General features: G+C 52.2%; 30 protein-coding genes. 14 read left to right on the top strand and 16 right to left on the bottom strand.

Translation table 11 applies throughout. The features are described from left to right. Positions 1 to 15: 15 nt before the first annotated feature. Positions 16 to 1,716: an FAD-dependent oxidoreductase gene (locus tag CXB77_RS15785; protein ID WP_105074604.1), complete on the bottom strand. Its 1,701-nt coding sequence runs from the start codon at positions 1,714 to 1,716 to the stop codon at positions 16 to 18. A 138-nt stretch (positions 1,717 to 1,854) separates the two neighbouring features. Continuing rightward, on the bottom strand, positions 1,855 to 2,955 hold the full coding sequence (locus CXB77_RS15780; RefSeq protein WP_105072369.1) for a response regulator: 1,101 nt from the start codon (positions 2,953 to 2,955) through the stop codon (positions 1,855 to 1,857). A gap of 68 nt (positions 2,956 to 3,023) precedes the next feature. Between CXB77_RS15780 and CXB77_RS22385 the strand changes: the two genes are divergently transcribed. Genes CXB77_RS22385 through CXB77_RS15770 form a run of 3 tightly spaced genes read left to right on the top strand, consistent with a single transcriptional unit; the run spans position 3,024 to position 4,357 of the window. Then, complete coding sequence (locus tag CXB77_RS22385; protein ID WP_242445774.1) at positions 3,024 to 3,242, top strand: hypothetical protein; 219 nt, start codon at positions 3,024 to 3,026, stop codon at positions 3,240 to 3,242. A gap of 24 nt (positions 3,243 to 3,266) precedes the next feature. Beyond that, complete coding sequence (locus tag CXB77_RS15775) at positions 3,267 to 3,755, top strand: SOUL family heme-binding protein (RefSeq protein ID WP_242445773.1); 489 nt, start codon at positions 3,267 to 3,269, stop codon at positions 3,753 to 3,755. Continuing rightward, entirely contained in the window at positions 3,755 to 4,357 is a 603-nt protein-coding gene (locus tag CXB77_RS15770) for a DUF938 domain-containing protein (protein WP_105072368.1), read from the top strand. The genes CXB77_RS15775 and CXB77_RS15770 overlap by 1 nt, the downstream gene beginning before the upstream one ends. Positions 4,358 to 4,415: 58 nt before the next feature. Here the strand turns inward: CXB77_RS15770 and CXB77_RS15765 are convergent, their stop codons facing one another. The 5 genes from CXB77_RS15765 to CXB77_RS15745 all read right to left on the bottom strand — a co-directional run bounded on the left by CXB77_RS15765 (position 4,416) and on the right by CXB77_RS15745 (position 8,952). Next, entirely contained in the window at positions 4,416 to 5,333 is a 918-nt protein-coding gene (locus tag CXB77_RS15765; protein ID WP_105072367.1) for an NAD(P)H-binding protein, read from the bottom strand. Between the two features lie 200 nt (positions 5,334 to 5,533). Next, positions 5,534 to 5,890, bottom strand: a complete 357-nt coding sequence (locus CXB77_RS15760; protein ID WP_105074603.1) for an HPF/RaiA family ribosome-associated protein — start codon at positions 5,888 to 5,890, stop codon at positions 5,534 to 5,536. 205 nt (positions 5,891 to 6,095) lie between these two features. Next, entirely contained in the window at positions 6,096 to 6,650 is a 555-nt protein-coding gene (locus tag CXB77_RS15755; RefSeq protein ID WP_105074602.1) for a hypothetical protein, read from the bottom strand. A gap of 28 nt (positions 6,651 to 6,678) precedes the next feature. Then, entirely contained in the window at positions 6,679 to 7,965 is a 1,287-nt protein-coding gene (locus CXB77_RS15750) for a citrate synthase (protein ID WP_105074601.1), read from the bottom strand. A 3-nt stretch (positions 7,966 to 7,968) separates the two neighbouring features. Next, positions 7,969 to 8,952, bottom strand: a complete 984-nt coding sequence (locus CXB77_RS15745) for an aldolase catalytic domain-containing protein (protein WP_105074600.1) — start codon at positions 8,950 to 8,952, stop codon at positions 7,969 to 7,971. A 236-nt stretch (positions 8,953 to 9,188) separates the two neighbouring features. On the opposite strand from CXB77_RS15745, the gene CXB77_RS15740 reads away from it, so the two are divergent. Next, positions 9,189 to 10,061, top strand: a complete 873-nt coding sequence (locus tag CXB77_RS15740) for a DUF4412 domain-containing protein (RefSeq protein WP_105074599.1) — start codon at positions 9,189 to 9,191, stop codon at positions 10,059 to 10,061. A gap of 168 nt (positions 10,062 to 10,229) precedes the next feature. On the opposite strand, the gene CXB77_RS15735 is transcribed toward CXB77_RS15740, so the two are convergent. From CXB77_RS15735 to CXB77_RS24780, 9 genes are all read right to left on the bottom strand, one after another. After that, positions 10,230 to 10,664: a CvpA family protein gene (locus CXB77_RS15735; RefSeq protein ID WP_105074598.1), complete on the bottom strand. Its 435-nt coding sequence runs from the start codon at positions 10,662 to 10,664 to the stop codon at positions 10,230 to 10,232. An 86-nt stretch (positions 10,665 to 10,750) separates the two neighbouring features. After that, the gene (locus CXB77_RS15730) at positions 10,751 to 11,461 is read right to left on the bottom strand and encodes an SPOR domain-containing protein (protein WP_105074597.1); all 711 of its coding nucleotides are present in this window, start codon (positions 11,459 to 11,461) and stop codon (positions 10,751 to 10,753) included. Positions 11,462 to 11,553: 92 nt separating this feature from the next. Continuing rightward, positions 11,554 to 11,946 carry a fluoride efflux transporter CrcB gene (crcB, locus tag CXB77_RS15725; RefSeq protein ID WP_105074596.1) on the bottom strand — a complete coding sequence of 131 codons (393 nt, stop codon included), beginning with the start codon at positions 11,944 to 11,946 and terminating at the stop codon, positions 11,554 to 11,556. Positions 11,947 to 11,950: 4 nt separating this feature from the next. Next, a complete protein-coding gene (locus CXB77_RS15720; RefSeq protein WP_105074595.1) occupies positions 11,951 to 12,268 on the bottom strand; it encodes a phosphoribosyl-ATP diphosphatase in 318 nt (105 codons plus the stop codon). Between the two features lie 10 nt (positions 12,269 to 12,278). Then, positions 12,279 to 12,674, bottom strand: a complete 396-nt coding sequence (gene hisI, locus CXB77_RS15715; RefSeq protein WP_105074594.1) for a phosphoribosyl-AMP cyclohydrolase — start codon at positions 12,672 to 12,674, stop codon at positions 12,279 to 12,281. Then, on the bottom strand, positions 12,675 to 13,424 hold the full coding sequence (gene hisA / locus CXB77_RS15710; protein ID WP_105074593.1) for a 1-(5-phosphoribosyl)-5-[(5-phosphoribosylamino)methylideneamino]imidazole-4-carboxamide isomerase: 750 nt from the start codon (positions 13,422 to 13,424) through the stop codon (positions 12,675 to 12,677). Positions 13,425 to 13,467: 43 nt separating this feature from the next. After that, complete coding sequence (gene hisB, locus CXB77_RS15705) at positions 13,468 to 14,073, bottom strand: imidazoleglycerol-phosphate dehydratase HisB (protein ID WP_105074792.1); 606 nt, start codon at positions 14,071 to 14,073, stop codon at positions 13,468 to 13,470. A gap of 253 nt (positions 14,074 to 14,326) precedes the next feature. Next, positions 14,327 to 16,036, bottom strand: a complete 1,710-nt coding sequence (locus CXB77_RS15700; protein WP_431520745.1) for a primosomal protein N' — start codon at positions 16,034 to 16,036, stop codon at positions 14,327 to 14,329. Next, complete coding sequence (locus tag CXB77_RS24780; RefSeq protein WP_431520744.1) at positions 15,954 to 16,478, bottom strand: hypothetical protein; 525 nt, start codon at positions 16,476 to 16,478, stop codon at positions 15,954 to 15,956. The genes CXB77_RS15700 and CXB77_RS24780 overlap by 83 nt, the downstream gene beginning before the upstream one ends. A gap of 12 nt (positions 16,479 to 16,490) precedes the next feature. On the opposite strand from CXB77_RS24780, the gene CXB77_RS15695 reads away from it, so the two are divergent. The 10 genes from CXB77_RS15695 to CXB77_RS15660 all read left to right on the top strand — a co-directional run bounded on the left by CXB77_RS15695 (position 16,491) and on the right by CXB77_RS15660 (position 23,963). Continuing rightward, positions 16,491 to 17,366 carry a fructosamine kinase family protein gene (locus tag CXB77_RS15695; protein WP_105074592.1) on the top strand — a complete coding sequence of 292 codons (876 nt, stop codon included), beginning with the start codon at positions 16,491 to 16,493 and terminating at the stop codon, positions 17,364 to 17,366. A gap of 107 nt (positions 17,367 to 17,473) precedes the next feature. Continuing rightward, entirely contained in the window at positions 17,474 to 17,983 is a 510-nt protein-coding gene (locus CXB77_RS15690) for a SixA phosphatase family protein (protein ID WP_105074591.1), read from the top strand. 246 nt (positions 17,984 to 18,229) lie between these two features. Further along, positions 18,230 to 18,520, top strand: coding sequence for a hypothetical protein (locus CXB77_RS22375; protein WP_242445772.1), 291 nt, complete (start codon positions 18,230 to 18,232; stop codon positions 18,518 to 18,520). Continuing rightward, positions 18,457 to 18,867: a MotA/TolQ/ExbB proton channel family protein gene (locus CXB77_RS22370; RefSeq protein WP_242445771.1), complete on the top strand. Its 411-nt coding sequence runs from the start codon at positions 18,457 to 18,459 to the stop codon at positions 18,865 to 18,867. Before CXB77_RS22375 ends, CXB77_RS22370 begins: the two co-directional genes overlap by 64 nt. Further along, on the top strand, positions 18,867 to 19,259 hold the full coding sequence (locus CXB77_RS15680; RefSeq protein ID WP_105074590.1) for an ExbD/TolR family protein: 393 nt from the start codon (positions 18,867 to 18,869) through the stop codon (positions 19,257 to 19,259). The genes CXB77_RS22370 and CXB77_RS15680 overlap by 1 nt, the downstream gene beginning before the upstream one ends. Then, complete coding sequence (locus CXB77_RS19350; protein WP_172452704.1) at positions 19,256 to 19,591, top strand: hypothetical protein; 336 nt, start codon at positions 19,256 to 19,258, stop codon at positions 19,589 to 19,591. The genes CXB77_RS15680 and CXB77_RS19350 overlap by 4 nt, the downstream gene beginning before the upstream one ends. Then, complete coding sequence (locus tag CXB77_RS15670) at positions 19,516 to 21,273, top strand: TonB family protein (protein WP_172452703.1); 1,758 nt, start codon at positions 19,516 to 19,518, stop codon at positions 21,271 to 21,273. The genes CXB77_RS19350 and CXB77_RS15670 overlap by 76 nt, the downstream gene beginning before the upstream one ends. Before the next feature lie 41 nt (positions 21,274 to 21,314). Further along, complete coding sequence (locus CXB77_RS23295; RefSeq protein ID WP_172452702.1) at positions 21,315 to 22,973, top strand: TonB-dependent receptor domain-containing protein; 1,659 nt, start codon at positions 21,315 to 21,317, stop codon at positions 22,971 to 22,973. After that, positions 22,907 to 23,563, top strand: a complete 657-nt coding sequence (locus CXB77_RS23290) for a TonB-dependent receptor domain-containing protein (RefSeq protein ID WP_172452701.1) — start codon at positions 22,907 to 22,909, stop codon at positions 23,561 to 23,563. The genes CXB77_RS23295 and CXB77_RS23290 overlap by 67 nt, the downstream gene beginning before the upstream one ends. A 7-nt stretch (positions 23,564 to 23,570) precedes the next feature. Further along, positions 23,571 to 23,963: a hypothetical protein gene (locus CXB77_RS15660; protein ID WP_146108848.1), complete on the top strand. Its 393-nt coding sequence runs from the start codon at positions 23,571 to 23,573 to the stop codon at positions 23,961 to 23,963. Positions 23,964 to 23,985 lie beyond the last annotated feature (22 nt).

Genomic DNA, 23,985 nt, shown 5'->3' with positions numbered 1-23,985 from the left:
TCCACACCATCTCTATTATTTCTCGCGGGAATACGGCCAAGCAGCAATGCCGCCTTCCATGACCTTCACATTATTCCAACCGTGCCCTTGTAAAATCGCCGCTACTTCATAACCACGCAAAGAAACACGACAGTACACAATAATTTCTTTGCTTTTATCCTGCGGCAATTCATGTAAACGGCTGCGCAATGCGCCCTGCGGAATTAACACCTCACCAATTCCTAACCGCAATTCTTCAAATTCGGCAGGTGTGCGCGTATCAATAATGAAACAATCCGCGCCGTGATCCACGCGCTGTTTCACTTCCGCAACTGAAATTCCCTGCATTCTTCCCAGCAGTTTATTTTCTAATGCCTGCGCTGCGGTAATCACATGATCCAGCGCCATTGAATACGGCGGCGCATACGGCAAATCGGCATTGACTAAATCCGTCACCGTCAATTGACCGCGCAGCGCCATTGCCACCGTTGCCACCCGTTTGCTTGCGTCGCCTGGTCCGATACACTGAAAACCCAGCACTCGCCCGCTTTTTCGATCCGCAATCATTTTACTAATCAGCAACTTGCCCTGCATATACGGCGGAATGTCCAAGCCCGCAATCATCACGGTTTCGATGTCCAATCCCAGCGCCAGCGCCCGTGTTGCACTTAAACCAGTGAAACCAACGGTGTAATCGAAAATTTTGCAAATGCCGGTGTGCGTGATGCCGGGGAATTTGGCGCTGCCTTCCGCGATCAGGTTTTGTCCAATCACGCGCCCTTGTAAATTGGCGATGTCGCCATAAGGAGCGCGGACTTTTTCGCCGGTAATCAACGAGGTGCATTCCACGCAGTCACCCGCTGCGTAAATGTCCGGGTCGGAAGTCTGCATGAATTCGTTGACTGCGATTCCGCCCGCTGCGCCGATGTCCAATCCCGCTGCCTGCGCCAGCGCGATGTTCGGACGCACACCGACCGCAACCACTGCCAATTGGCATGGCAGCTCGGTTCCGTTGTCGAGCTTAACGCCGGTGATTGCGCCGTTATCGCCGAGAAACGCCGCAACGCCATTACCAGTGATAATGTCGGCATCAAAACTGCGCACATGATTGGCGACCAGTAACGCCAAATCGTGGTCGAGAAACGGCAGAATCGACGGCATTTTTTCAATCACGGTCGTGTGAATGCCGGCCAAATGCAGCGCCTCGCACACTTCAAATCCAATTAAACCGCCACCGACAACCACTGCTCGCGTCGCCTGCTTTTGGTCACGAATCGCGCGAATTGCATCGGCATCACCGAGTGAATGCAGCGTATAAATTCCACTCAAATCTGCGCCAGCAATTGGCGGATATAACGCAGATGCGCCGGTTGCAATCACCAATTTGTCATACGCCAGCGTGGTTAATTCACCGGTCGGTACATGTTTACAAGTGACGGTTTTTGTATTGCGATCAATTGCCACTGCCTCAGTTAAAACTTTGGCTTCAATTCGTTTGGCGGCATTAAAAAAATTCGGATCGCGGACAATTCCTGCGGAGGTACAAATCAATTGATTGCGGTCATCAAACACGCCGCCGACGTAATACGGATAGCCGCAGGATGCCATTGATAAATCGGCTTCTTTTTGAATGATGGTGATGTTGGCGTGTTCATCCATTCGCCGCGCTTTGGCGGCAGCTTTTGGTCCGGCGGCGGAGCCACCAATGACGACGATATTGAGCGGTGGTGTAGACATGCAAAAACTCCAAAGACGTGATTGAGTGAAACACGCGCCGCATGGTGACGGCGCAGTGGCGGTCATTATGCGGCGGGTGTGACTGTGGAAGATTTGAAGATACGCAGTGAAGCACGAGTTTTTGCGGTGAGCGCGGCGTTATTCCGCAAGCGGTTCGGCATAACGCTCGGCGATGGAGCGAAATTCCTCGAATACCGTCAGAAACGCATCGACTACATCGGGATCAAAATGCTTGCCGCGCCCAGCAACGATGATTTCCAGCGCATCGGCAAATGGCATCGGCGGTTTATACACACGCGGCGAAATCAACGCGTCGAACACATCCGCCAGCGCCATCAACCGCGCAGCAATCGGAATATCGCTGCCAGAACGTCCTTCGGGATAACCGCTGCCGTCCCATTTTTCGTGGTGATAATGGGCGATGTCTTTGGCCAGCACGAGAAATTCGACTACGCGATCCGCGTCACGCTCGGCCTGTTCAATCGCATCGCTGCCGAGTTTGGCGTGGGTTTTCATCACTTCCCATTCGGCTGGCGTGAGTTTGCCGGGCTTGAGCAAAATCGAATCGGGAATGCCGACTTTGCCGATGTCATGCAGCGGTGCGGATTTGGTCAATTGGTCAATCACGCGGTCGGTGAGAAAGTCAGCGAATTGCGTATGACGTTGTAACTGCTGCGCCAGCGCCCGCACATACCGCTGCGTTCGCCGCAGATGGTTCCCCGTTTCGGGATCGCGGATTTCGGCGAGATGGGCGAGCGCATGAATACTCACATCCTGCACCACCAGATTTTCCTGCATCCGTCGCGCCAGCTCGGTTTCGAGATAAGCATTTTGATTTTTCAGCCAATCTCGCGCTTGTTTTAATTCCAACTGAGTGCGCACTCGCGCCAGCAAAATCGGCGGCACAATGGGTTTGGCGATGTAATCCACTGCGCCGACATCTAATCCCCGCAATTCGGCATCTGCGCTGTCCATCGCCGTCACGAAAATTACCGGAATTTCACGGGTCAACGGCTCGCGGCGCAGGCGCGTGAATACTTCATAACCGTCCATTCCCGGCATCATCACGTCGAGCAAAATTAAATCCGGCCACGGCGGAGTGGTGGCAATACGCAATGCCTTTTCGCCAGAGGTGGCGGCACGAACCCGATAATTGAGCTGCAACAATTCACTCAATACCGTGAGATTTTCCGGTGAGTCGTCAACAATCAGGATTGTCGGTAATGCCCCAACCAACATAGAGCCTCCATCAAATAGCGCGTTAATCGGCGATCTTGGTGCAATTGTATAGGTGTGAGGCAACCGTAATGTTGTCAATGACAATCCCGCTGCTGCTGCGTACCCTAGTTGCTAATTTACTTAACTTGGTTCAGGAATTATCAACACCGATGAAAATTATTCTCATTATTGGCGCTGCGCTATTGGCGCTCGCAGTCACTGCGCTGGCGGTTTTTGTGTTTATCGTGCAAAACGTTGAAACGCCGGTTTATCAAATCGTTATACAAGAGGAGCGTTTGAATTCGTGATTATCCACCGCTGGTGGTGCGGAAGTGACGCGAGAAGGAACACGCAAAGCGGCGTTACGAGCGGGGTTTTCTCCGCTGGCGGGTTACATTTTTGCCAAAGAACGGACGGGCGAGCGTGTGGCAATGACTGCGCCGGTGATTCAGCAACGCGATGAATCCATTGCGATGACTGTGCCGGTGACGCAAACGCAGAACGAAAATGGCGCATGGACGGTGCGTTTTATCATGCCGGCAGGTTATCGCCGCGACACGCTGCCTGCGCCAGCCAATGCGGAAGTGCAATTGCGCGATCTGCCGCCGCGTCATTGTGCAGTGGTGCGTTTCAGCGGTCGGGCAACGGATGAATTGATTGAAACGCAAGAGCTGGCGCTACGTGAGTGGCTCAAAGCGCGAGGTTTGAACGCGGTCGCAGCACCGATTTACGCTTATTACAACGATCCGTGGACGCCCGGTTTTTTGCGGCGCAACGAGATCATGGTTGATGTTGCATTGCCGACGCAGGAGAATCGCTAATGCCTTATTCTGAAAAGCCTTTTTCAACATCGAGTGTCGAAAACCGCGAGCCGATTTTGGCGGTGATTCAACCGCTGTTTCAACACGCGCATCGCGTGCTTGAAATTGGCAGCGGTACGGGTCAACACGCAGTGTTTTTCGCTGCAGCCATGCCGCATCTGATTTGGCAAACCAGTGAAATGGAAGACAATTTGCCGGGAATGCGGCTGTGGTTGGATGAAGCAGCGTTGCCTAATTTGCCACCACCACTGCTGCTCGATGTCGGTGGTCACTGGCCGCACGAAGTATTTGATGCAGTGTTTAGCGCCAATACTGCGCACATCATGTCCGCAGTTGATGTCGCCATTATGTTTTGCGGGATCGGTACGATTTTGACGCCCGGCGGGTTGTTTGCGCTGTACGGACCATTTAACGAAGGCGGACGTTTTACCAGTGAAAGCAATCAACAGTTTGATATGCGGCTACGCGCTCAAGACCCGCGCATGGGACTGCGCGATATTGACGATTTGCAAGCACTTGGCAATCAACACGGTTTACGGTTGGTCGCAAATCACACCATGCCGGTAAATAACCGTACTTTGGTATGGCAGCGCGATAGTTAATAAAATCAGTAGGATGTAGCAATTAAACTTGGCTACATCCTATTTCATCACCGCTTTTTTATAAATAACGCAATTGCGCTGCATTAAACGGCGTAGGCGTTAAACCAAGACGCGCAAAACCGTCGTTTTCATTGCACACATTCCCTTCCAACAGCATTTGCAATTGGTCGCGAGAAATCGGAAACCACGCATAACGATCCAGCAATCCCGCCATCGTTTGAATGGCAAATGCTGGCGCAGGAACCATCCATTTTGATTTGCCGGACGCAGCAGCGATGGTTTGTAAAATCGCTTTCCAACTGTATCGCTGCGCTCCGCATAGGCTGTAAGTCTGTGATTCAGTGCGGGTTTCGGTCAATGCCAGCGTAAACGCCGCTGCGACATCTTCGACACTGACCGGTGCCAATTCAAAACTACCGGCATTCAACGGCGATAAACCCTGATAAAACAATGGCGCAGGCAGCGGGCTGTCGATGATGTCCTGTTTGAGCTGGGAGCAAAATTCCATGCGTCCCTGCGGATCGCCAAAAATCACGGATGGGCGAAAAATCGTCCACCGCAATCCTGAGGCTTTAAGCGCCTGTTCTGCCTGATATTTCGTGCGCTGATACGCTGTTCCGTCAGCATGAATCCCGTTGGCGCTCATCAACACAAAGCGGTTGACACCAGTTGCCTGCGCAGCAGCGATGGTGTCCACCACGCCTTGATATTGCAGCGCCTCGAAGGTGATTCCTTGCGCTGGAAACTCACGCAGAATGCCGATGAGATAAATCACTGCATCTGCGCCAGTTAAGCATTCGTTTAATGCCGACGAATCAGCAACTTGTCCGTAAACCAATTCACATTCGCTGCGCAGCGCAATTTTACTGTCGCTGCCCGCTCGCACCAGCAGCCGGGGTGTGTGTCCGGCAGCGACGAGATGACGCACGAGATGAACACCGACAAAGCCAGTACCACCGATGATGGCTACTTTCATGGGATTGATCCTGAAGAGAGCTGAACTGAGGCAAACGTGGGGGTTGATGCGCGTCAGTCAATACAATGTTGGTATTGAAACGCAATGCGAGCATTTTAGGAGTTACGCAGTTATAGATGCAAGCTATTGATTTGATTGTCAGTAATAACGCTATTTTTACTGACGACTGACAACTTTTTTCAACTGCGTAACTCCTACATTTAATAACGGGCGAGTTGCGCTGATGCAGCGCAGGTGATTGGTGGTGCGGTGGCGGGGAGATTTTGACGCCGAGAACGGCGGATATTGCGGCGAGCGGTGGTGAACACTTCGAGAATTGCTTCGCTGGCAGTTTTGCGAGCATCTCGCACTACAATTTGGCAACCCGGACTGACTCGGGCACTGAGTTCGCAACGGACGCGATGACCGTGCAGCGGATCAAATTCTTCTTGGATGGTGATTTGAGCATCGATTTGTCCAGTAGGAAATCGAGCAGCAAATTTTTCGGCTTCGCTTTCAATCTGACGACGGATGTTGACATCCAATGCGAGCGTATCCCCGCCGATCTTCATTTGCATAACGTGAAATTCTCTAATAAGGCTCGGTGCCACAAACTGCGCAAAAACTGGGAGTGGCGACCGAATAAAACTGAGTGAGGAAGTGGAAAGCAGAAATTAGCGATGAATGAATCGCTGAGGATGCGCAACGACATCGCATCGAGCGCGGCGCAGATGATGGTGATATGCGGCTGGAAAAGCAAGAATAGAACTTGCGTTGCGGCATTTACTCGAATAACTCATTGAGTGCGCGTGTAAATTTTTTGTACGCATCCCAGCCATCACGATCCATCACTTGATCAATGACCCAACGATTTTCTGGCGCAGCGCCCATCAGCGTTTGAATTTCAAAGCCGAGATGACGCAGCAGCGCGTAGCTCGGTCCCTGTTCATCCCATTGAAATGCCGCATATTCGTCCGAACGAAGATTGAGGTACTCAATAAATGGCGTTCCGTAATCGCCTGCGCCGAGTAAATCCAGACTGTTGTCTTGAACGTGCTCGACTACTTTTTTTGCCAGCGCAATCATCAACATGCGGCGATCTTCGTCTGACAGCCGATCGTGAGACAGTCGATCAGCCGTTTGTAGCAAAAACACCAGATATTCTTGAATCACCAACAGGCGCTGCGCATCGCTGGCATAAGTAAAACGTTCGCAGTGCAAATTGATCGCCTGATCGAGCGCCAGCCGCCATGCAATAAACGCGAGCGCACTCGCAATTTCCGGCAGCGACCGTTCTCGCGCTTCATTTTGCCAATGGCTTTTGATCCGCAACGCCATGAGTGATTTCTATCCCAATTCGTGGTGATTAACGCGCATCTCGCGGCACGTGGTTGGTGATGCCAGCGCCAGTGTAAATTTGACGCGGACGAGCGATTTTGTTGCCAGTGCTGCTCGCCTGTTCCCACCAATGCGCAATCCAGCCCGGCAGCCGTCCAATTGAAAACATCACCGTGAACATGTTGGTGGGAATTCCCACTGCCCGCATGATGATTCCGCTATAAAAATCAACATTCGGATACAACTGACGGTCGATGAAATACGGGTCTTTGAGTGCGATTTCTTCCAGTTTGCGAGCGATATCGAGCAGCGGGTCTTGTACGCCGAGCGTGGTCAACAGTCGATCTGCGACATTGGCCAGCATTCGGGCACGAGGATCAAAGTTTTTATACACCCGATGCCCAAAACCCATCAGTCGTACCTTGCTATCCTTATCTTTTGCCATCCGCACGTAATCCTCCGGGCTGATGTGTCCCTGATAGATTTGCTCCAGCATTTCTAAAACTGCGACATTGGCGCCACCATGCAGCGGTCCCCACAATGCACACACCCCCGCTGCGCAGGACGCAAACAGATTTGCCTGACTGGAACCGACCATGCGCACTGTAGATGTTGAGCAGTTTTGCTCGTGATCGGCATGAAGTAGCAATACAAGATTGATCGCATCGCGTACCACTGGCTCACAAAAATGCTCGGCATAGGGTTGCGAGAACATCATGTGTAAAAAATTGGGTACATAACGCAATGCCGGATCGGGATAAATATAGGGCTGACCAATTGAATGCCGATAAGCGTAAGCAGCAATGGTGCGCACCTTACTAATTAAACCGGCAGCAGCAACGCGAAAATGATCTTCATTTTCTAATTCAAAAAATTCCGGGTGAAAACAAGATAATGCGTTAATCATGGCAGAAAGAATTGCCATTGGTGGAGCTGTGCGTGGAAAACCCTCGAAATGATGTTTCATGCTTTCATCGAGGTTAGCGCAGGTCGTTAAATCGGTTGAAAAAGTCTGATATTCTGCGTCATTTGGTAAATGACCGAAAATCAATAACCACGCGACTTCAACAAAATTCGGCGCTTGTTCAAATTGTTCGATGGGAATACCGCGATAACGCAGAATGCCTTTTTCACCATCAATAAATGTAATCGCACTCTGACAACTGCCGGTATTGCCGTAACCAGGATCGAGCGTGATATATCCAGTACGATTGCGCAGTTCTTGAATATCAATAGCGCGTTCGCCTTCTGAACCTTTGCAAATAGGGAATTGATAGGATTGATTCTCAATAATCAGAGTTGCTTCATCTGTCATCACTCAAACCTCCGAAACCACTTTATCGTAAAAACTCAAGAAATCATCAGGAGTTGCACCTTCACGCCATTCGATGGCGCTGCGTGGATGCTGATTCAATTGGCCGGTAATGTGATACGGAATTGATGGACCCCAATCGAGTTCTTTGCGCAGCGGCAATAAATGATTCTGAATCATCTCAATCACCGGGCGTAGATTGAATTTGGGATTGCGCAGGAAGCCGAGCAGAATTTCCGTGTTGCAATTGCCAGCGCCGCGTCCAAAACCATATAAAGTGGAATCAACGCGATTACAGCCGAGAATGATTGCCTCAATGGTATTCGCAAAAGCGAGTTGCAGATTGTTATGCGCGTGAATACCGATTTCTTTACCAGTACCCGCCAAGGCTTCTGAATACTTGTGATACAGCCGATCAACCTGTTCCCGATAGAGATAACCGAAACTATCCACAATGACCATCGTACTCGCTGGCGTCGGGGCAATGGCTTCCAAAACGGTATCAATTTCTTCTTCGGTAATACTGGAAACCGCCATTAAATTGGATGTTGCTTCATAACCCAATTCAGTGGCGTGATAAATCATATCCACTGCTTCCGAGACTTGATGGGCGTAATAGGCGACGCGAATTGTTGAGAGTACGCTATCAGCAGCAGGAATTAATTGGGTTTGCCAATCGCTTTTACCTGCATCAGCCATCACTGCCAATTTCAATCCAGTTTTCACTGGGTCGTGATCGCCGACGACACGCCGAATATCGTCTTCATCGCAATGACGCCACGCGCCGAATTTGTCTTTTGGAAATACCCGTGGCGAGTTTTTGTAGCCGATTTCCATGTAGTCGATGCCCGCTGCAACGCAGGTGCAATAGGCGGCTCGCACAAACTGGTCGCTGAATTGGTGAGCGTTGACGAGTCCGCCGTCGCGGATGGTGCAATCAAGCACTTTGAGTTCAGGGCGGAAGGTAATCCAAGGAGCTTTGTCGGACATTGCGCGGTTCTCTGAGTCAATGACGTGTTGAGTCATTTTGACCGCAAGGCGCAGTCTGAGCAAACATCCTGAGACGGCGCACTCAAAACGATGCAAATGCTGGGGTTTTTATGGTCAGCTCCATAGTTCAAATATAGAAACCACACTGCGCCAGCGTCAGCCACTTATAATGGTGTCAGCGTGTGCTCGCTAATTTGTAAACGCTTTTCATTTCATAAACTTAATAAGGAATTACCATGGCTATCCATGTTCCCACGTTCGTCAATTCCTCCGTGTTACTGCGGGGATTGCGACTGACTGTTGCAGCGTTACTCACCATGATGGTGAGTTTGCCCGTCGCATTTGCTGACGATACTGGCTTTTACTTTGAGACCATCAATCGCGGCACTGGCATGACTGGTGAAGCGCCACAAGATGAATTGAGCAAGACCTATTTGGCGAACGGCAAGATGAAGGTGACAAGTTCTGATCCGCAGGGTACGGACATGATTGTCGATCCAGCATCCGGCAACATGACCTTTCTGAATCACGCTGCCAAACAGTATTACCAGATCAATATCCAACGGGTTAAAGAAAGCATGTCGCAGCCCGGCATGGAGCAAATGCGGGCAATGGTCGCTAATACGAAAATCACCGTGACGGATACTGGCGAAACCAAAAAGATTGGCGACTGGGATTGCAAAAAGTATCTCGTTTCCAAAACCGGCATGATGAATATTGAGCAAGAAGTCTGGGCGACCGAGGCAGTGGATGTTGATGTCAGTCGCTTCACCGACATGATGAGTTTGTCTGGCGCTGATGGTTTGCTGGCCGGTTCGGCGGAAGGCAAGGCGCAGCAGGAAGAAATGGCTAAAATCAAAGGCTATCCCATTCTGACTAAAACGAAGATGCAGATGATGGGAACCGAAATGGAAACCGAAAGCGAAGTTAAGGTCATTCGCAAAGAAGTTATTCTCGCTGCAACATTTGACATTCCCGCTGATTACACTGAAAAACAAATGGAACCTGAATCGTCAGCAGATAGCGAAACGCCAGATGTTATTGAACCAGACGCAGTTGAAATGGGCAGCGAGCCAACGTCAGGCAGTGAAGTGATGAAAGATCAATGAGTAAACAACCGACACTTTTTTCTTGAGCATGATTGAGTAATGCTCAACTGCCAATCCGCAGACTAGCGATATCTATCAAAGCGCGTAATTAAGATATTACGCGCACCAACTCAGTACGGAACATGGTAAACCCGTATTCCTGCCCTAAGCATTTAATAAGGCAAAGGCTTAAAGTTGCTTTAGCCGTTCTCGAACATCAGCGGGTATTTGATTAACAAACCAATTTGCCCCATTCAATAAGTAACTGATAAAAGTAGATTCTTGCCACCAAGCAGCTGTTGGTAATGGTGTAAGCGCGGCAAGAAAAACCAGCATCGCAACAATAATCAATCCGCGCAGCATTCCAAATAGCAATCCAATAATATGATTGACGCGAGTTAAACCGACTTTGCTAATAACTTTGGTTGTAACTGTCGTCAAAATTGTACCGATAATTAAACCAAAAAACATTAGCCCAGTAAAAGCAATTGCAATGCGCAATGATGGCTGTGCAAGTTGTGTGCTGAGTAACTGGGCAACATCGCGGTGGAATAGCCAAGCTAATACTAGCGACATCATCCATGTAACAAATGATAATAACTCCCGCACGATGCCCGCATCCATCCGACTAGCGCAGAAATCATCACTAAAAGAATAATAGCATTATCAATCCAGTGCATTTCAATCCTCAAAATATCAAATGCGATGATTTATGGTTGTCGTTGAATAAACGTTTCCAGTTTCTGTTGATTTCGCAATTTAGATGCTGCGCGTTCAGCACTGGCACGACTTTTACTTGGACCAACCCGCACTCGATAATACTGTTTACCGCGTACTTCGGCTTTTTCAATAAAGGCAGCAAATCCAGCTTTACGCAGCTTATTTTGTAAATCTGCGGCAGTTTGTTCATTACCAAGACTTGCAACCTGAATTACCCAAGTTCCTTTTTGATCTGACTTTTTAGGTTTGGGTGTTGCAATAACTTCTTCAGGTTCCGGCGCTGGTTTTGTTTTTTTCGGTTTATTGGCAGTACGCGCCGGTGGCGATTTTGGAAAATCATCGCTGGTTGCCCGCGATGAAGTAGCACGTGATGGCTGCGGCGTCATATTTAATTCTGGAACAGCACCACCTGAATCAAAATCATCTGCTGCAATAGGCGCAGACCGAGTTTGAGTATCTGTTTCAACCGGTGGAGTGTTTTCAGTGTACTGATTATCAATAATTGGGTTATTATTTTCTGGTGGCGTGTCATTAACGAGAATATCATCAAGACTGGTATTGAATCGGGGTTCAGCCGGTGGCGTATTAACAACGACTGGCGGTGCAATTGATTTTTCTTCAAATAGCATGGGAACAAAAATCGCCGCTAATGCCACAATAGCGACCGATCCGGCTAAACGTTTTTTGGCACCTTCGCGCATCGTTTTGTCACCTAATTTGCGAGCGCATTCCCAATGAATGACGCAATAACATTCGTAGCTTAATCGTTGGTTTTATTCGCGCTGTCTATCGCTTAACTCATACCACGCAGCAATGAAGAAGCCAGCCAGATGCCGAGTGCAGTCATTGCTAATGAGCCACTTAAATGTGCCATAATTGCACCTAATCCCCACCAGTATTCACTCCGCGCCAGCAAATTGACTACTTCCGCCGAAAAGGTGGAAAAGGTGGTTAATCCACCGAGAAAGCCGGTAATGATGAATAGGCGAATTTCTGGTATCCAATTGGGATTTCGCGCAAAGCAGACAAGTGCAAATCCAATCAGTAAACCACCCAATAAATTGGCAGTGAGTGTCCCTAGTGGAATCGTTGGAAATAGCGGATTAAGACGGCTGCCGAGAAACCAGCGTAATAATGCGCCACAGCCTGCGCCAATAAACACTGAAATTGCTGAAAATGCGGTCATACCGTTATTCAGTGCGCTGGGCTTTTTCTTCTAAACCCGATAAGCCAAAACGCCGATCTAATTCAGCAAGCACTTGCTCTGGTTGTAAATTCTGCTGCGCCAGCAGAATTAAGGTGTGAAACCACAAATCAGCAACCTCATAAATAATTTTATCGGGGATGCCGTCTTTGGCTGCCATGACAGTTTCGGTCGCTTCTTCACCGATCTTTTTTAGAATTGCATCCAAACCTTTGGCATAAAGTTTGGCGACATAAGATGATGCAGGATCGGCAGTTTTACGTTCTTCGAGAATTGCTGCAAGACGTGTGAGAATGTCATTCATGGCATTTAATTCAAATAGAGTAAATAGTGGCGGGGTCTTTTAATACCGGTACGGTTTCAACCCAAACGCCGTTATCATCAAGTTGGCGATAAAAGCAATGATGACGCCCGGTGTGGCAGGCAATTCCGCCTTTTTGCTCCACTTCTAATAGAACGGCGTCGCCGTCGCAATCCAAACGAATTGCGTGCACAATTTGTTGATGAGCGGATTCTTCGCCTTTATGCCACAGTCGCTGGCGCGAGCGCGACCAATAGACGGCGTGACCGGTGCTGCGCGTGAGCTGCAACGCTTCTCGATTCATCCACGCCAGCATTAATACCGTACCACTGCCGCTTTCCTGCGCAATTGCTGCAATCAGCCCATCTTCATTCCAGCGCACTGCATTTAACCAAGTATCTGTTGTCATTTACTTTACCTGCTGCGGATTTAATTGATCAGCAAGTCGTTGTCCTTCAGCAAAATCTAACGTTCCTTCGTAAATCGCCCGCCCAGTAATTGCGGCAATGATGCCGCTGTCGGCTACTTCCGCCAGTGCTCGCACATCGTCAATGGTGGTAATGCCGCCGGAGGCGATGATCGGAATGCGTACTGCGGCGGCCAAGGCGCGAGTCGCTTCAACGTTGGGACCAGTCATCATGCCGTCGCGCCCGATATCGGTATAAATAATCGCGGCAACGCCATCATTTTCAAAGCGTTGCGCTAAATCGACGACCCGATGCGCGGTGATTTCTGCCCAGCCTTTAATCGCCACCAAACCGTTTTTCGCATCCAATCCAACCATGATTTGCCCGGGAAAACTGCGGCAAGCGCGAGTGACAAATTCCGGTTCGGTTACGGCTTGCGTGCCGATGATGCAATAACTGACGCCTGCGTCGAGATACGCGGCAATGGTGCGCTCGTCGCGGATGCCGCCGCCGACTTGCAACGGCAGCGTGGGATACGCAGCGGCAATCTCACGAATCGCTGCGCCATTTACCGGCTCGCCAGCAAATGCGCCATTGAGATCAACGAGATGCAATCGCCGCGCACCTTCGTTGACCCAGCGCCCAGCCATATCGACCGGCTGATCAGAAAAAATCGTTTCGTCGTCCATTCGCCCTTGGCGTAAACGGACGCAGCGCCCGTCTTTCAAATCAATTGCGGGAATTAACAGCATGACTTTAAGTGCTCGCAGGAATGAAAAATGGTGAGCACATCGCTCACAAACTGCCTTTAGTGGACGGCATGATGCCGGTCATACGCGGGTCTGGTTCAACTGCCATCCGCAACGCCCGCCCGAAGGCTTTAAATATGGTTTCTGCCTGATGATGGGCATTGTTGCCGCGCAGATTGTCGATGTGCAGCGTCATTCCGGCGTGATTGACCACACCCTGAAAAAACTCACGGAACAGTTCCACATCGAAATTGCCAATCATTTCGCGGGTAAAATCAACTTGATAGATTAAACCCGGTCGTCCTGACAAGTCGATCACCACCCGCGACAGCGCCTCATCCAATGGCACATAAGCGTGACCGTAACGGCGAATTCCGCGCTTATCGCCGAGCGCCGCAGCCAGCGCCAAACCGAGTGTAATTCCGAGGTCTTCGACCGTGTGATGCGCGTCAATGTGTAAATCGCCGACGGCGGTGATGTCCAGATCAAGCAGACCGTGACGGGCGATTTGGTCGAGCATGTGCTCTAAAAACGGAACGCCAGTTTGAAAATGTGCTTGCCCATTCCCATCGAGATCAAGGCGCAGATGGATTTGGGTTTCAAGCGTATTGCGCTCGATATGAGCGCAGCGGTGCGGTGTTTCGACGGTCATCGGCGCAGTGGTGAGTGGTCTGAAAAAAGGTTGTCGCATAGTATCCAATAAACTGCACTTTACTTAACATTGTAGGAGTTACGCAGCAATCGTAGGTTGGGTTGACGCAATCAAACCAACTGCAACATATGAAAAAACGACCTCGCTGGTGCAATGACAGTGCAATTCAATCACCGTGATATCGGTGTCAGTTGTTGGGTTGCCAACAGCGGCAACCCAACCTACGGTTACTCTTAGCTTTATTGCGCAATGTTCAAGAAAAAAGTATCGGATCAACATCCATTGACCAATGTAAATCTTTGCCGCGTTTTAGCTTTTGTAATACTCCACCCCACTGATTCAAAAACCGCTGTAGCCGCATTCGGTCAGCGCATTGCACCAATAACTGCGCGTGATAGCGCCCGACTCGTCGCACCAGCGGAGATGGCGCTGGACCGAGAATAAAAATGTGCTCGGTCTCAGGAAGCGCAAGCGCCAATCGTTTTGCCTCGCTTAAAAATTCCATTGGGATTAACGCATCAGTCGCATCCGCCCGCAGCAGCGCCAAATGTGTGAACGGTGGTAATTCCGTGTCTTCGCGCTCGCGCAACGCTTCGGCGACAAAACCGCGATAACCCGAACGCAGCAGCGATTGCAGCAGCGCATGTTCGGGATGACGGGTTTGCAAAATCACCCGCCCCGGACGCTCGGCACGACCAGCGCGTCCCGCTACTTGCATGATCAACTGCGCGGCGCGTTCGGGAGCACGAAAATCGCTGGCATACAGCACTCCATCAAGATCGAGAATGCCCACCAGCGTCACACGAGGAAAATCGTGACCTTTTGCCAGCATTTGCGTTCCCAACACAATTTGCACTTCGCCACGCGCCACCGCACTCAACAGCCGTTTCAATTCACCGCGCCGCTGCGTGCTGTCACTGTCGATGCGAGCGATGGTGGCATCTGGAAACAGCGGTTGCAGTTCTTCCTCCAACCGCTCGGTGCCGCGCCCGATCATGCGCAAATCAGCACTTTTGCAACTGGGGCAATGTTGCGGCACTGGCTGCACGCGTCCGCAGTGATGACACCAAAATTTACGCGGCGACAAATGCAGCGTCAGTCGTACATCGCACTGCGGACAATTGCCAATCCAGCCGCAGGCATGACAAATCAGCACTGGCGCATAACCACGCCGATTGAGAAACAGCAAAATCTGATTGCCTGCCGCCAGTTCCGTCTGCATTCGTTCGCGCAGCACCATCGACAATCCAGCCCGCAGCGGTTGTTGCCGAATATCGAGCAGACTGATTTTCGGCGGCTGCGCCACGCCAGCACGACGCGGTAATTGCAGCCAGTCATACCGCTGGCGCTGGGCGTTATGCAGCGTTTCCAACGCAGGCGTGGCGCTGCCAAGAATGATCGGACAACCGACCAACTGCGCCCGGCGCACTGCGACATCTCGCGCTGAATAACGAAAACCATCTTGTTGTTTCAATGACATATCGTGTTCTTCATCGACCACAATCAGCGCCAAACGCGGCAGCGGCACGAAGATCGCCGAGCGGGTTCCCAGCACCAGCGTCGCCGTGCCGAGCGCGGCTTGTTCCCAATTCCGAGCGCGGTCGCTGGCTTTGAGCGCCGAATGCAGCACCACCGTCACACCCGGCAAGCGCGAGGTAAAACGGGTTTGCAACTGCGGTGTCAATCCGATTTCTGGCACGATTACCAGCGCCTGCTGTCCGCTGGCAATCACCTGTGCAATCAACTGGATATACACTTCGGTCTTGCCGCTGCCGGTCACGCCGTCAAGTAAAAATGGTTGAAACCGACCGAGCGCAGCTTGAATCGCGTTGATCGCAGTAATTTGATCGGCGTTGAGTTCAAATCCCGCCTTTTTTTGATCAAATCCCCCCAACCCCCCTTTTTCTAAGGGGGGCTTTTCTTTCTCCCCCCTTTGGAAAAGGGGGGCGGGGGGATTGATCAATGGGCTTTTCCTCCCCCTTTGGAAAAGGGGGCTGGGGGGATTTAAGGGATTTTTTCCGCAAATGCGGCGGCAGCGCGGTAAACAGCGCCTCACCAATTGGATGTTGGTAATACGCAGCCGCCCAGCCAATCAACGTCAAATCCACTGCCGCGAGCAGTGGTTTTGCATCCAGCACTGCATCGACGCGCTTGAGTCGCGCCAGCGCGTGATCGCTATCCGCCGCAATTCCCATCAATATGCCCACGCGCTGGCGCGAACCAAAAGGCACGAGTAAACGCATTCCCGGCGTCCATTCCACCGACGCAACGTCAAGCGGTGGTAAATAATCAAACAGCGTCATCAGCGGAACATCAATCGCCACCTGTAAAATCACCATCGGTTCAATAGAAGCTGTCGCCGCAGCAGAGAGCTGAATAGCTGAATTATTATTTTCTTCAATCATTTGGGTTTCCGTATGACGCAATGGAACACGATTACTGATCACATTCGCAGTGCCACTGGCGCTCCATTTCAATTGCGCCATGAACGCGCCATCGGCGGCGGCTGCATCAATCGTGCGCACCGGATCAGCGATGGGCAGCGCACGTTTTTCGTCAAGCTGAATGCGGCAGCGCGATTGGCGATGTTTGAGGCGGAAGCAGCGGGATTGCGGGAATTGGCAGCCGCGCACGCGGTGCGGGTGCCGCAGCCGATTTGTGTTGGGGTGGCGGGTGAACAGGCGTTTGTGGTGTTGGAATGGTTGGAATTGAGCGGTCACGTTAACGGGGCGCAAGTCGGTCGGCAACTGGCGCAATTGCACCGCGCCAGCGCCGCGCAGTTCGGCTGGCAGCGCGACAACACCATCGGCGCAACGCCGCAGTTGAATACGCAAACGGTTGATTGGGTTGCATTTTGGGGCGAGCAGCGGCTGGGTTATCAACTCCAGTTGGCGGCTGCGCATGGCTACGGTGGGCAATTGCAAACCAGCGGCGAACAGTTGCGGCTGGCGCTGCCTGCGCTGCTGGATCATCAACCGCAGCCATCGCTGCTGCACGGCGATTTATGGGGCGGCAATCTCGGTGCGTTGGCGGATGGGCAGCCGGTGATTTTTGATCCGGCGGTGTATTACGGCGACCGCGAGGCGGATGTGGCGATGACGGAATTATTCGGCGGCTTTGATGGCGCTTTTTATGCGGCATATCGGGAAGCGTGGCCGCTGGCTGCTGGCTATGCAACGCGCAAAATGCTTTACAACCTGTATCACGTTCTCAATCACTTCAATCTGTTTGGCGGCGGCTATTTGCGACAAGCGCAGCAGATGATGGGGCAATTATTGGCGACCGTGCGCTAAGGTGACGCTGAAATGACGGATATGTTAAAACCTCTTCAAATTTGCGTGATTACGCTTAAAGTCGCCGTTTTAATGTCATTTTGAACTACGTTACCCCCTTTTTTACGATGCCCCGCGAACTTCTCATCCTCCGCCATGCGAAATCAGACTGGAGCAGCGATGCGACGGTTGATTTTCAGCGCCCGCTCGCCAAACGCGGCAAACACGATGCGCCCAAAGTCGGCGCGTGGCTGTACCGCGAAGGTTTGGTGCCCGATTACGTCATCAGCTCGCCAGCAAAACGGGCGCAGCAAACAGCAGAAATCGTCTGTAAACGACTGGATTATAAAAAGAAAAAGATCACGTTTGATGCGACGATTTACGCCGCCGAGCTGCCCGCATTGTTGGCGGTGTTGGCGCGTTGCCCCAGCACAGCCGGCACGGTGTTGCTCGTGGGGCACAATCCCGGTCTCGAAGAATTGCTGACATATTTGATCGGCGATGATCTTGATCTGCCCGCCGACGGCAAGCTCCTACCGACTGCGACCGTTGCCCGTTTAGAAATGCCCGCCACTTGGTGCGATCTCCGCGCCGCCAGCGCCCAACTCGTGTCGATTACCCGCCCGCGCCAGCTCTAAACCGCTGCTCCCAACGCAGCGGTTTTTCAGCATTATCGTTGTGTGATATTTGACATAGCGCGGGAGAAATGTCTGATAACTGACCACTAAAAACCACGCCATGCCCAGACAATTCTGCATATAACCTGCTTAAATGATAGCAATTTTATCACTTGGCGCAGCGTTTGCTGTTTAGATTTACAATGCTGTTTAGCGATCACACTCGTTATAACAACAATCACATTACCAACGATGGATCATTTCCATATGAACCTTCCTTATTTGCAGCAGCTCGCCGCCCAATCCGGCGGCATTCTGTATTTGATGCTCGCGCTGTTGACCTTGACTTTAACGGTGAGCGTCGAACGGGCGTGGGCGCTGCGCAGCATCACGCGGCACGGCGACCGCCTGATTGCTGCGTTGACGACGCTGCGCGATCACGATCATCTGCATTTGACACAACTGCGCGATCAGCAGCGCCGCTGCATCAAACCTTGCTGGCAACCACGCTGGCGCTGGAGCCAGAACAGGTGTTGGCAGATCGGCTGGATGAGGTGATTTTTCTGCACGTTCCGCTGCTGGATCGGCGGCTGTGGGTGCTGGATACGACGGTCACGCTCGCGCCGTTGCTGGGTTTGCTCGGCACCATCATTGGCATGTTTCACGCCTTTCAAGTGCTCGCAGCACCCGGCGCAGCACCTCATGCCGTGACCGGCGGCGTGGCGGAGGCGCTGGTGGCGACCGCTGCCGGTTTGCTGATTGCGGTGATCGGGCTGGTGGTGTTCAACGGCTTAAATGAGCGGGTGCGGCTGGCGGTGCATCAGTTGGAAACGCTCAAAATGATGTTGGTCAATCGCTTTGCAAAATCCCCCCAGCCCCCCTTTTCCAAAGGGGGGGAAGCGTGATGCGCTATTTCCAACGCCGCAAAGCGCGGATCGAAATCGTGCCGATGATTGACATCATGTTCTTTTTATTGGTGTTTTTTATCATGGTCACGCTCAACATGATTCCGGCGACCGGCATCGACAGTCGGCTGCCGGTCAGCACCAGCGCCGAGCGACTGGAGTCGCCGCAGGTGGTCATCAGTTTGGACGCGGCGGGCATCATCAGCGTGGAGCAGCAACCGCTGGCGCTGCCGCAATTGACGGCGTTGCTGCGCGAGCGCGGCGCGGAAACTCGCGTCGTGATTGCTGGCGCGGAGGCAGCAGCGGTCGGTGATTTGATCGCAGTGATGGATGCGTGTCGCGCTGCCGGAGTAACGCGGATCGGGATGGCGACGCGGACGCTGCCGCCGTGAATCGCGCCGCTGCAACATTGCCGAGCCTGCCGCTGTGGTTAGCGGCAATGATCGCGTTGGCGACCGAAGCCGCGCTGGTGACAGGGCTGGCGCAGTTGCCGTCGCTGCAAGTCGTCGCTCCGCCGCAAATTCCGATTGAAATCAGTTTCGTCGCTGCTCCCGCGTTGACCGAATCCGCTGCGGTTGAGGCGGTGAGTGGCATTTCTTCTGCGCCGCAAATCCCCCCGACCCCCCTTTTTCAAAGGGGGGAGATGAGATGGTTCCTGTTTCAAAGGGGGGAGATGAGGTTGCTCCTGCGCCAGCGCCGTTGCCCATTCCAATTCCAGAACTGACGCCGCCGCGAGTGCCGGTGGCGCTGGCTGCGGTGAAGCCAAAACCGAAGCCAAAGCTCAAACCCAAACCGAAGTTGAAACCGCTGCCGCAAGTGCAGCCGAAGCTGGCGCAGCAACCAAAGCCTGCGCCGCAGATCAAGCGTCCAGTGCGCCCGGCAGCGGTGGCGAAACCATTGATAAATCCCCCCAGCCCCCTTTTCAAAGGGGGAGAAATCCCCCCTGCCCCCCTTTTTCAAAGGGGGGAGAAGGAAAAGCCTCCGGTTGAAAAAAGCGCAGCAACTAAGCCCCCCTTTGAAAAAGGGGGGTTGGGGGGATTTAACGCTGCCGCTTATCTCAGCAATCCAGCGCCCGCTTATCCCGATGGCGCTCGCCGGTTGCGGCAGGAGGGCACGGTGCAATTGCGGGTGCTGGTCAGTCCGAGCGGCAGCGCCAGCGCGGTCAGCATTGCCAGCTCGTCTGGTGTCGCCAGTCTCGATCAAGCGGCGCTGCGAGCGGTGCAACGCTGGCGCTTCAAACCGCGCAGCGCGATGGGCTGGCAGTCGCAGCGACGGTGCAGGTGCCGATTCGTTCAAACTCAATTAACCCACAACCAGAGAAAATGTCATGCTAAACCTTGTTTTTCAACGCATAACGCAGCACTGGCAGCGGCGCTGCTGCTGACCGGCGCAGCGAGTCAAGCCGCTGAAGTGGTCGATATGGCGGGGCGGCACGTTCAACTCCCCGCGCAGATTGACCGCGTGTTTGCTGCTGCGCCGCCGGTCGTGCTGCTGATTTACGCGCTCAATCCCAACAAGTTGATTACGGTGAGTTTTCCGTTCAAACCGGAGGATGCGGCGTATATCACGCCCGCAGTGCTGGCGCTGCCACCGGTCGGGCGCTATCTCGGCGAAGGTTCGGTGCCGAATCCTGAGCTGCTCGCCCGCGCTGCGCCGCAACTGACGGTTGCGTGGGAGATGCCTTTTATTGATCGCAGCAAAGTTGAGCAGACTTTTCAAACACTTGGCACGCCGGGGCTGTTCGTGCATCTCGAACATCTGGCGGATTATCCCGCTGCGCTGGAATTGGTCGGCGCGGCAATTGGCGAGGAGGCGCGAGCTGCGGAATTGGCGGGCGTGATCCGCTCGGCGTTACAACGAGTGGCGGCAGCGGTGGGCGCGATTCCGGCGAGCGAGCGCAAACGGGTTTATTTCGCCGAGGGCGCGAGCGGTTTGTTGACGGAATGCGGCGATTCATTTCATGCCGAAGTCATCGCGCTGGCTGGCGCAGAAAACGTGATGACCTGTGAAAACAAGATGATGTGCGGGCGCGAGCCGACGACGTTGGCGCAAATCAAGGCGCTTGATCCAGATGTGATTGTGACGGATGACGCCAAATTTTTTGCCAGCGTGACGGCTGAAAATCCCCCCAACCCCCCTTTGGCAAAGGGGGGCTTTGATCCAACTTGGGCGGAATTGCGAGCCGTGCGCGAAGGGCGGGTTTATCGCGCCCCGACTGCGCCGTTTGATTGGATGGGGCGGCCGCCGTCATTTATGCGCGTGTTGGCGATGCAGTGGCTGGCTAACTTGTTGTATCCAGAACGGTTTGCGTGGGATGCCGCAGTCGAAATTCCGGCGTTTTATGCGCAATTTCTCGGTGTCAATCCGGCCAGCGTCAAGGTGGACGCGTTGCTGGGGCGCGACTGATTTTTGCGGCCATCCGTTATACCCATTTTGAGATCACGAACATGCCCAACTCAATACATAACAGGCGACTTTCCCTGCTCATCGCACTGCTGCTTGCCAATAGCGCGACGCTGGCCGAGCCGACAACGGCATTGCCGCTGGTGACGGTGGAGGCGGATGACGCGACCGCCGCCGCCGATCTCAGCGCGACGGCGACCGTGACGCGGCTCAACGCAACAACGGTGCGCGAAATGGCTGGCGCGGCGGCGTCATCGCCGTTCAAAGCGATTGCCAACACGCCGTCGGTGAATTTTCAAAGCGCCGATCCGCACGGCCTGACCGAGGTCGGTTTTCACGAAACGCTGAAAATTCGCGGCGTCGGGCAAACCGGCCCAGCGTCGTCGCGCAACATTGACGATCTGCCGCTGACCATCAATCCCGGCGGCAGCAAAGGCATTCTCGATTTGGAAAATGTGTCTGAAATCAGCGTGTATCGCGGCGCAGTGCCGGTTGGTCAGGCGCTCGGATTCAGCAATTTACCCGGCAAATTAAACTTGACGACTCGCGCTCCGCTGGCGACGGCGGCGACGCAATTCCGTTTGGAAGGCGGCAGCGATGATTTTAAGCGCCTATTTTTGCGGCAAGACAGCGGACAACACGGCATCTTTTCTGGTTTCGTATCGGCGAGTGAAAACCAAGGCGATCATTGGAAAGGGAATGGTGAATTCGAGCGACGTAATTTATTTAGTGGCATCGCTTTAGATGGCGGTGAAGCGTGGCGTATTGAATTATATGCTGGTGATAATCAAGATGAGCGGCACACTTATCGCTTTTTTGATTACGCAACCGCCAGCAATTTTGCCAATTTTGAGCGCGAGTGGTCGAATAATCCAGCGAGCGTTGATTATTACGATTATAACCGCCAACAATTCGAGGATCGGTTTATTTACGCCAATCTGCGTGGGCGCGTGGCTAATGAGATGCAGCTCTCTATTAAACCCTATTATCTCAATGAATCGGGCGATTATTGGTTTAGTTCCGTTAATGCGACTGACACCACAAAAAGCCGGGTGATTGATTGGCAAATTGACCACGATAACGCGGGCGTCGTCACGCAATTGGATTGGCAATTCACGCCAACGCAATTATTACAACCGGGCTTCTGGATACAACGACAACAGCCACCCGGTCCGCCATCTACGCAACAAAAATATCGCGCCACTGCCAGCGGATTAGTGTTTGATGGTTGGCAGGTATTAGCGGATAACGATCAACATCAATTGTTGTCGCCATTTTTAAGTTATTTGGGACAATTCAATGCGCTGAATGTGGAAGCCGGTTTGCGCTTTGTTAATCTGCGTTTAGGAGCACTCACTGCGTATAACGCGACGGGCGCAGCAGCAAAATTAACTGATGCTGATGCCGCTCGCGCAGCGGGTGGAATTGATGCAATGGCATCAGCGGCAGAAAAGAGCTTTGATGAATGGCTGCCGTATTTAGGTTTAACGTGGGCATTTAATCCAAACACCAGCGTTTTTACACGGCTGGGGCGCAGTTACGGTTTAGATGTGAATTTATTTCCCTATTACTACGCGCAGAAAACGTTATTTGCCAGCAAGGCGTCAGTTTTCAATCGCTGTGGGATCGTTTGGAATTGGAAACTGCAAATAACCTTGATCTTGGTTTGCGTCACGCACAAGGCAATTGGGATGTCGGTTTAACCACGTTTTATGCGCAGCATCAAAACAAACAATCGACAATTTATGATCCAACAATTGGCGTGCGTTACCCTTGGAATGTTGCCGATGCCGAGCGTTATGGAATTGAATTGGAAGGCAATTGGCGAATGACTCCAGCATGGCAATTCAACGGCAACTACACTTGGAATCGGTTTCGCTACAGTCAAGACCTTGCGCTATCTGCCGCTGCGGTGATTCCCAGCGAAGGAAAACAAGTGGTAGATACTCCAGAACACATGGCGAAATTAGGCATTCGTTATCAGCATGAACAATGGAATGTTGGTTTAGATGCGCGATATATTGGCGAACGCTACGGCGACGTATTAAATGCCGAGCGCGTTGATGCGGTAACGTTATTTGATATGACGGGACAATATCGGTTGCATCGTTCATTGGCGCTCACCTTAAATGTATTAAATCTGTTTGATAAGCAATACATTGGCCCAATTAGTGCTGCGGATGATGCGATAGCCAATTTTACTGCGGCACTCAATGGCGTTACCGGCAATGGTTCAACATATCAATACGGCGCACCGCGCACCTTTTTTGTTGGCTTATCAGCAGATTTTTGAGGCACTAATGCCATCTGCATTCTGTGTTTATGGTCATCACCGCCAATTGGCGCAACGCCATTGTTGCCCGAATTGGCGGGCACAATTGCCACTTGAATGGCGCGAGCAAGTCATCGCGCCCACTTCTTTTCGCGTGTTCCGTGAATACGAAATCCCAGCGCGACGCATTATTGGTTATGACAGCAACAATCAACCTTGCTATTGCGCCTATGATTACCGTTTAATTGATTTGCGCTCGGATGATGATGAAGAATTCTATACAGCATTGGCTTATGATGAATCGCTCGTGGCATGGCGACTGCACAATCAGCACTGGTTAATTTATCGCTGCGTTGGCGCATTTGATGAAAACGATCACGGTGAACAGCAATTGAGTGTTGCAGCGCAAATGCCGCGCTGAAATCGGGTTAAATATCGGTTAA

It is taken from the genome of Chromatium okenii (genome assembly GCF_002958735.1).
Classification (GTDB): Bacteria; Pseudomonadota; Gammaproteobacteria; order Chromatiales; family Chromatiaceae; genus Chromatium; species Chromatium okenii_A.
The sequence above is the reverse complement of the archived record's forward strand: the minus strand, read 5'-3'. Positions and strand labels throughout refer to the sequence as shown.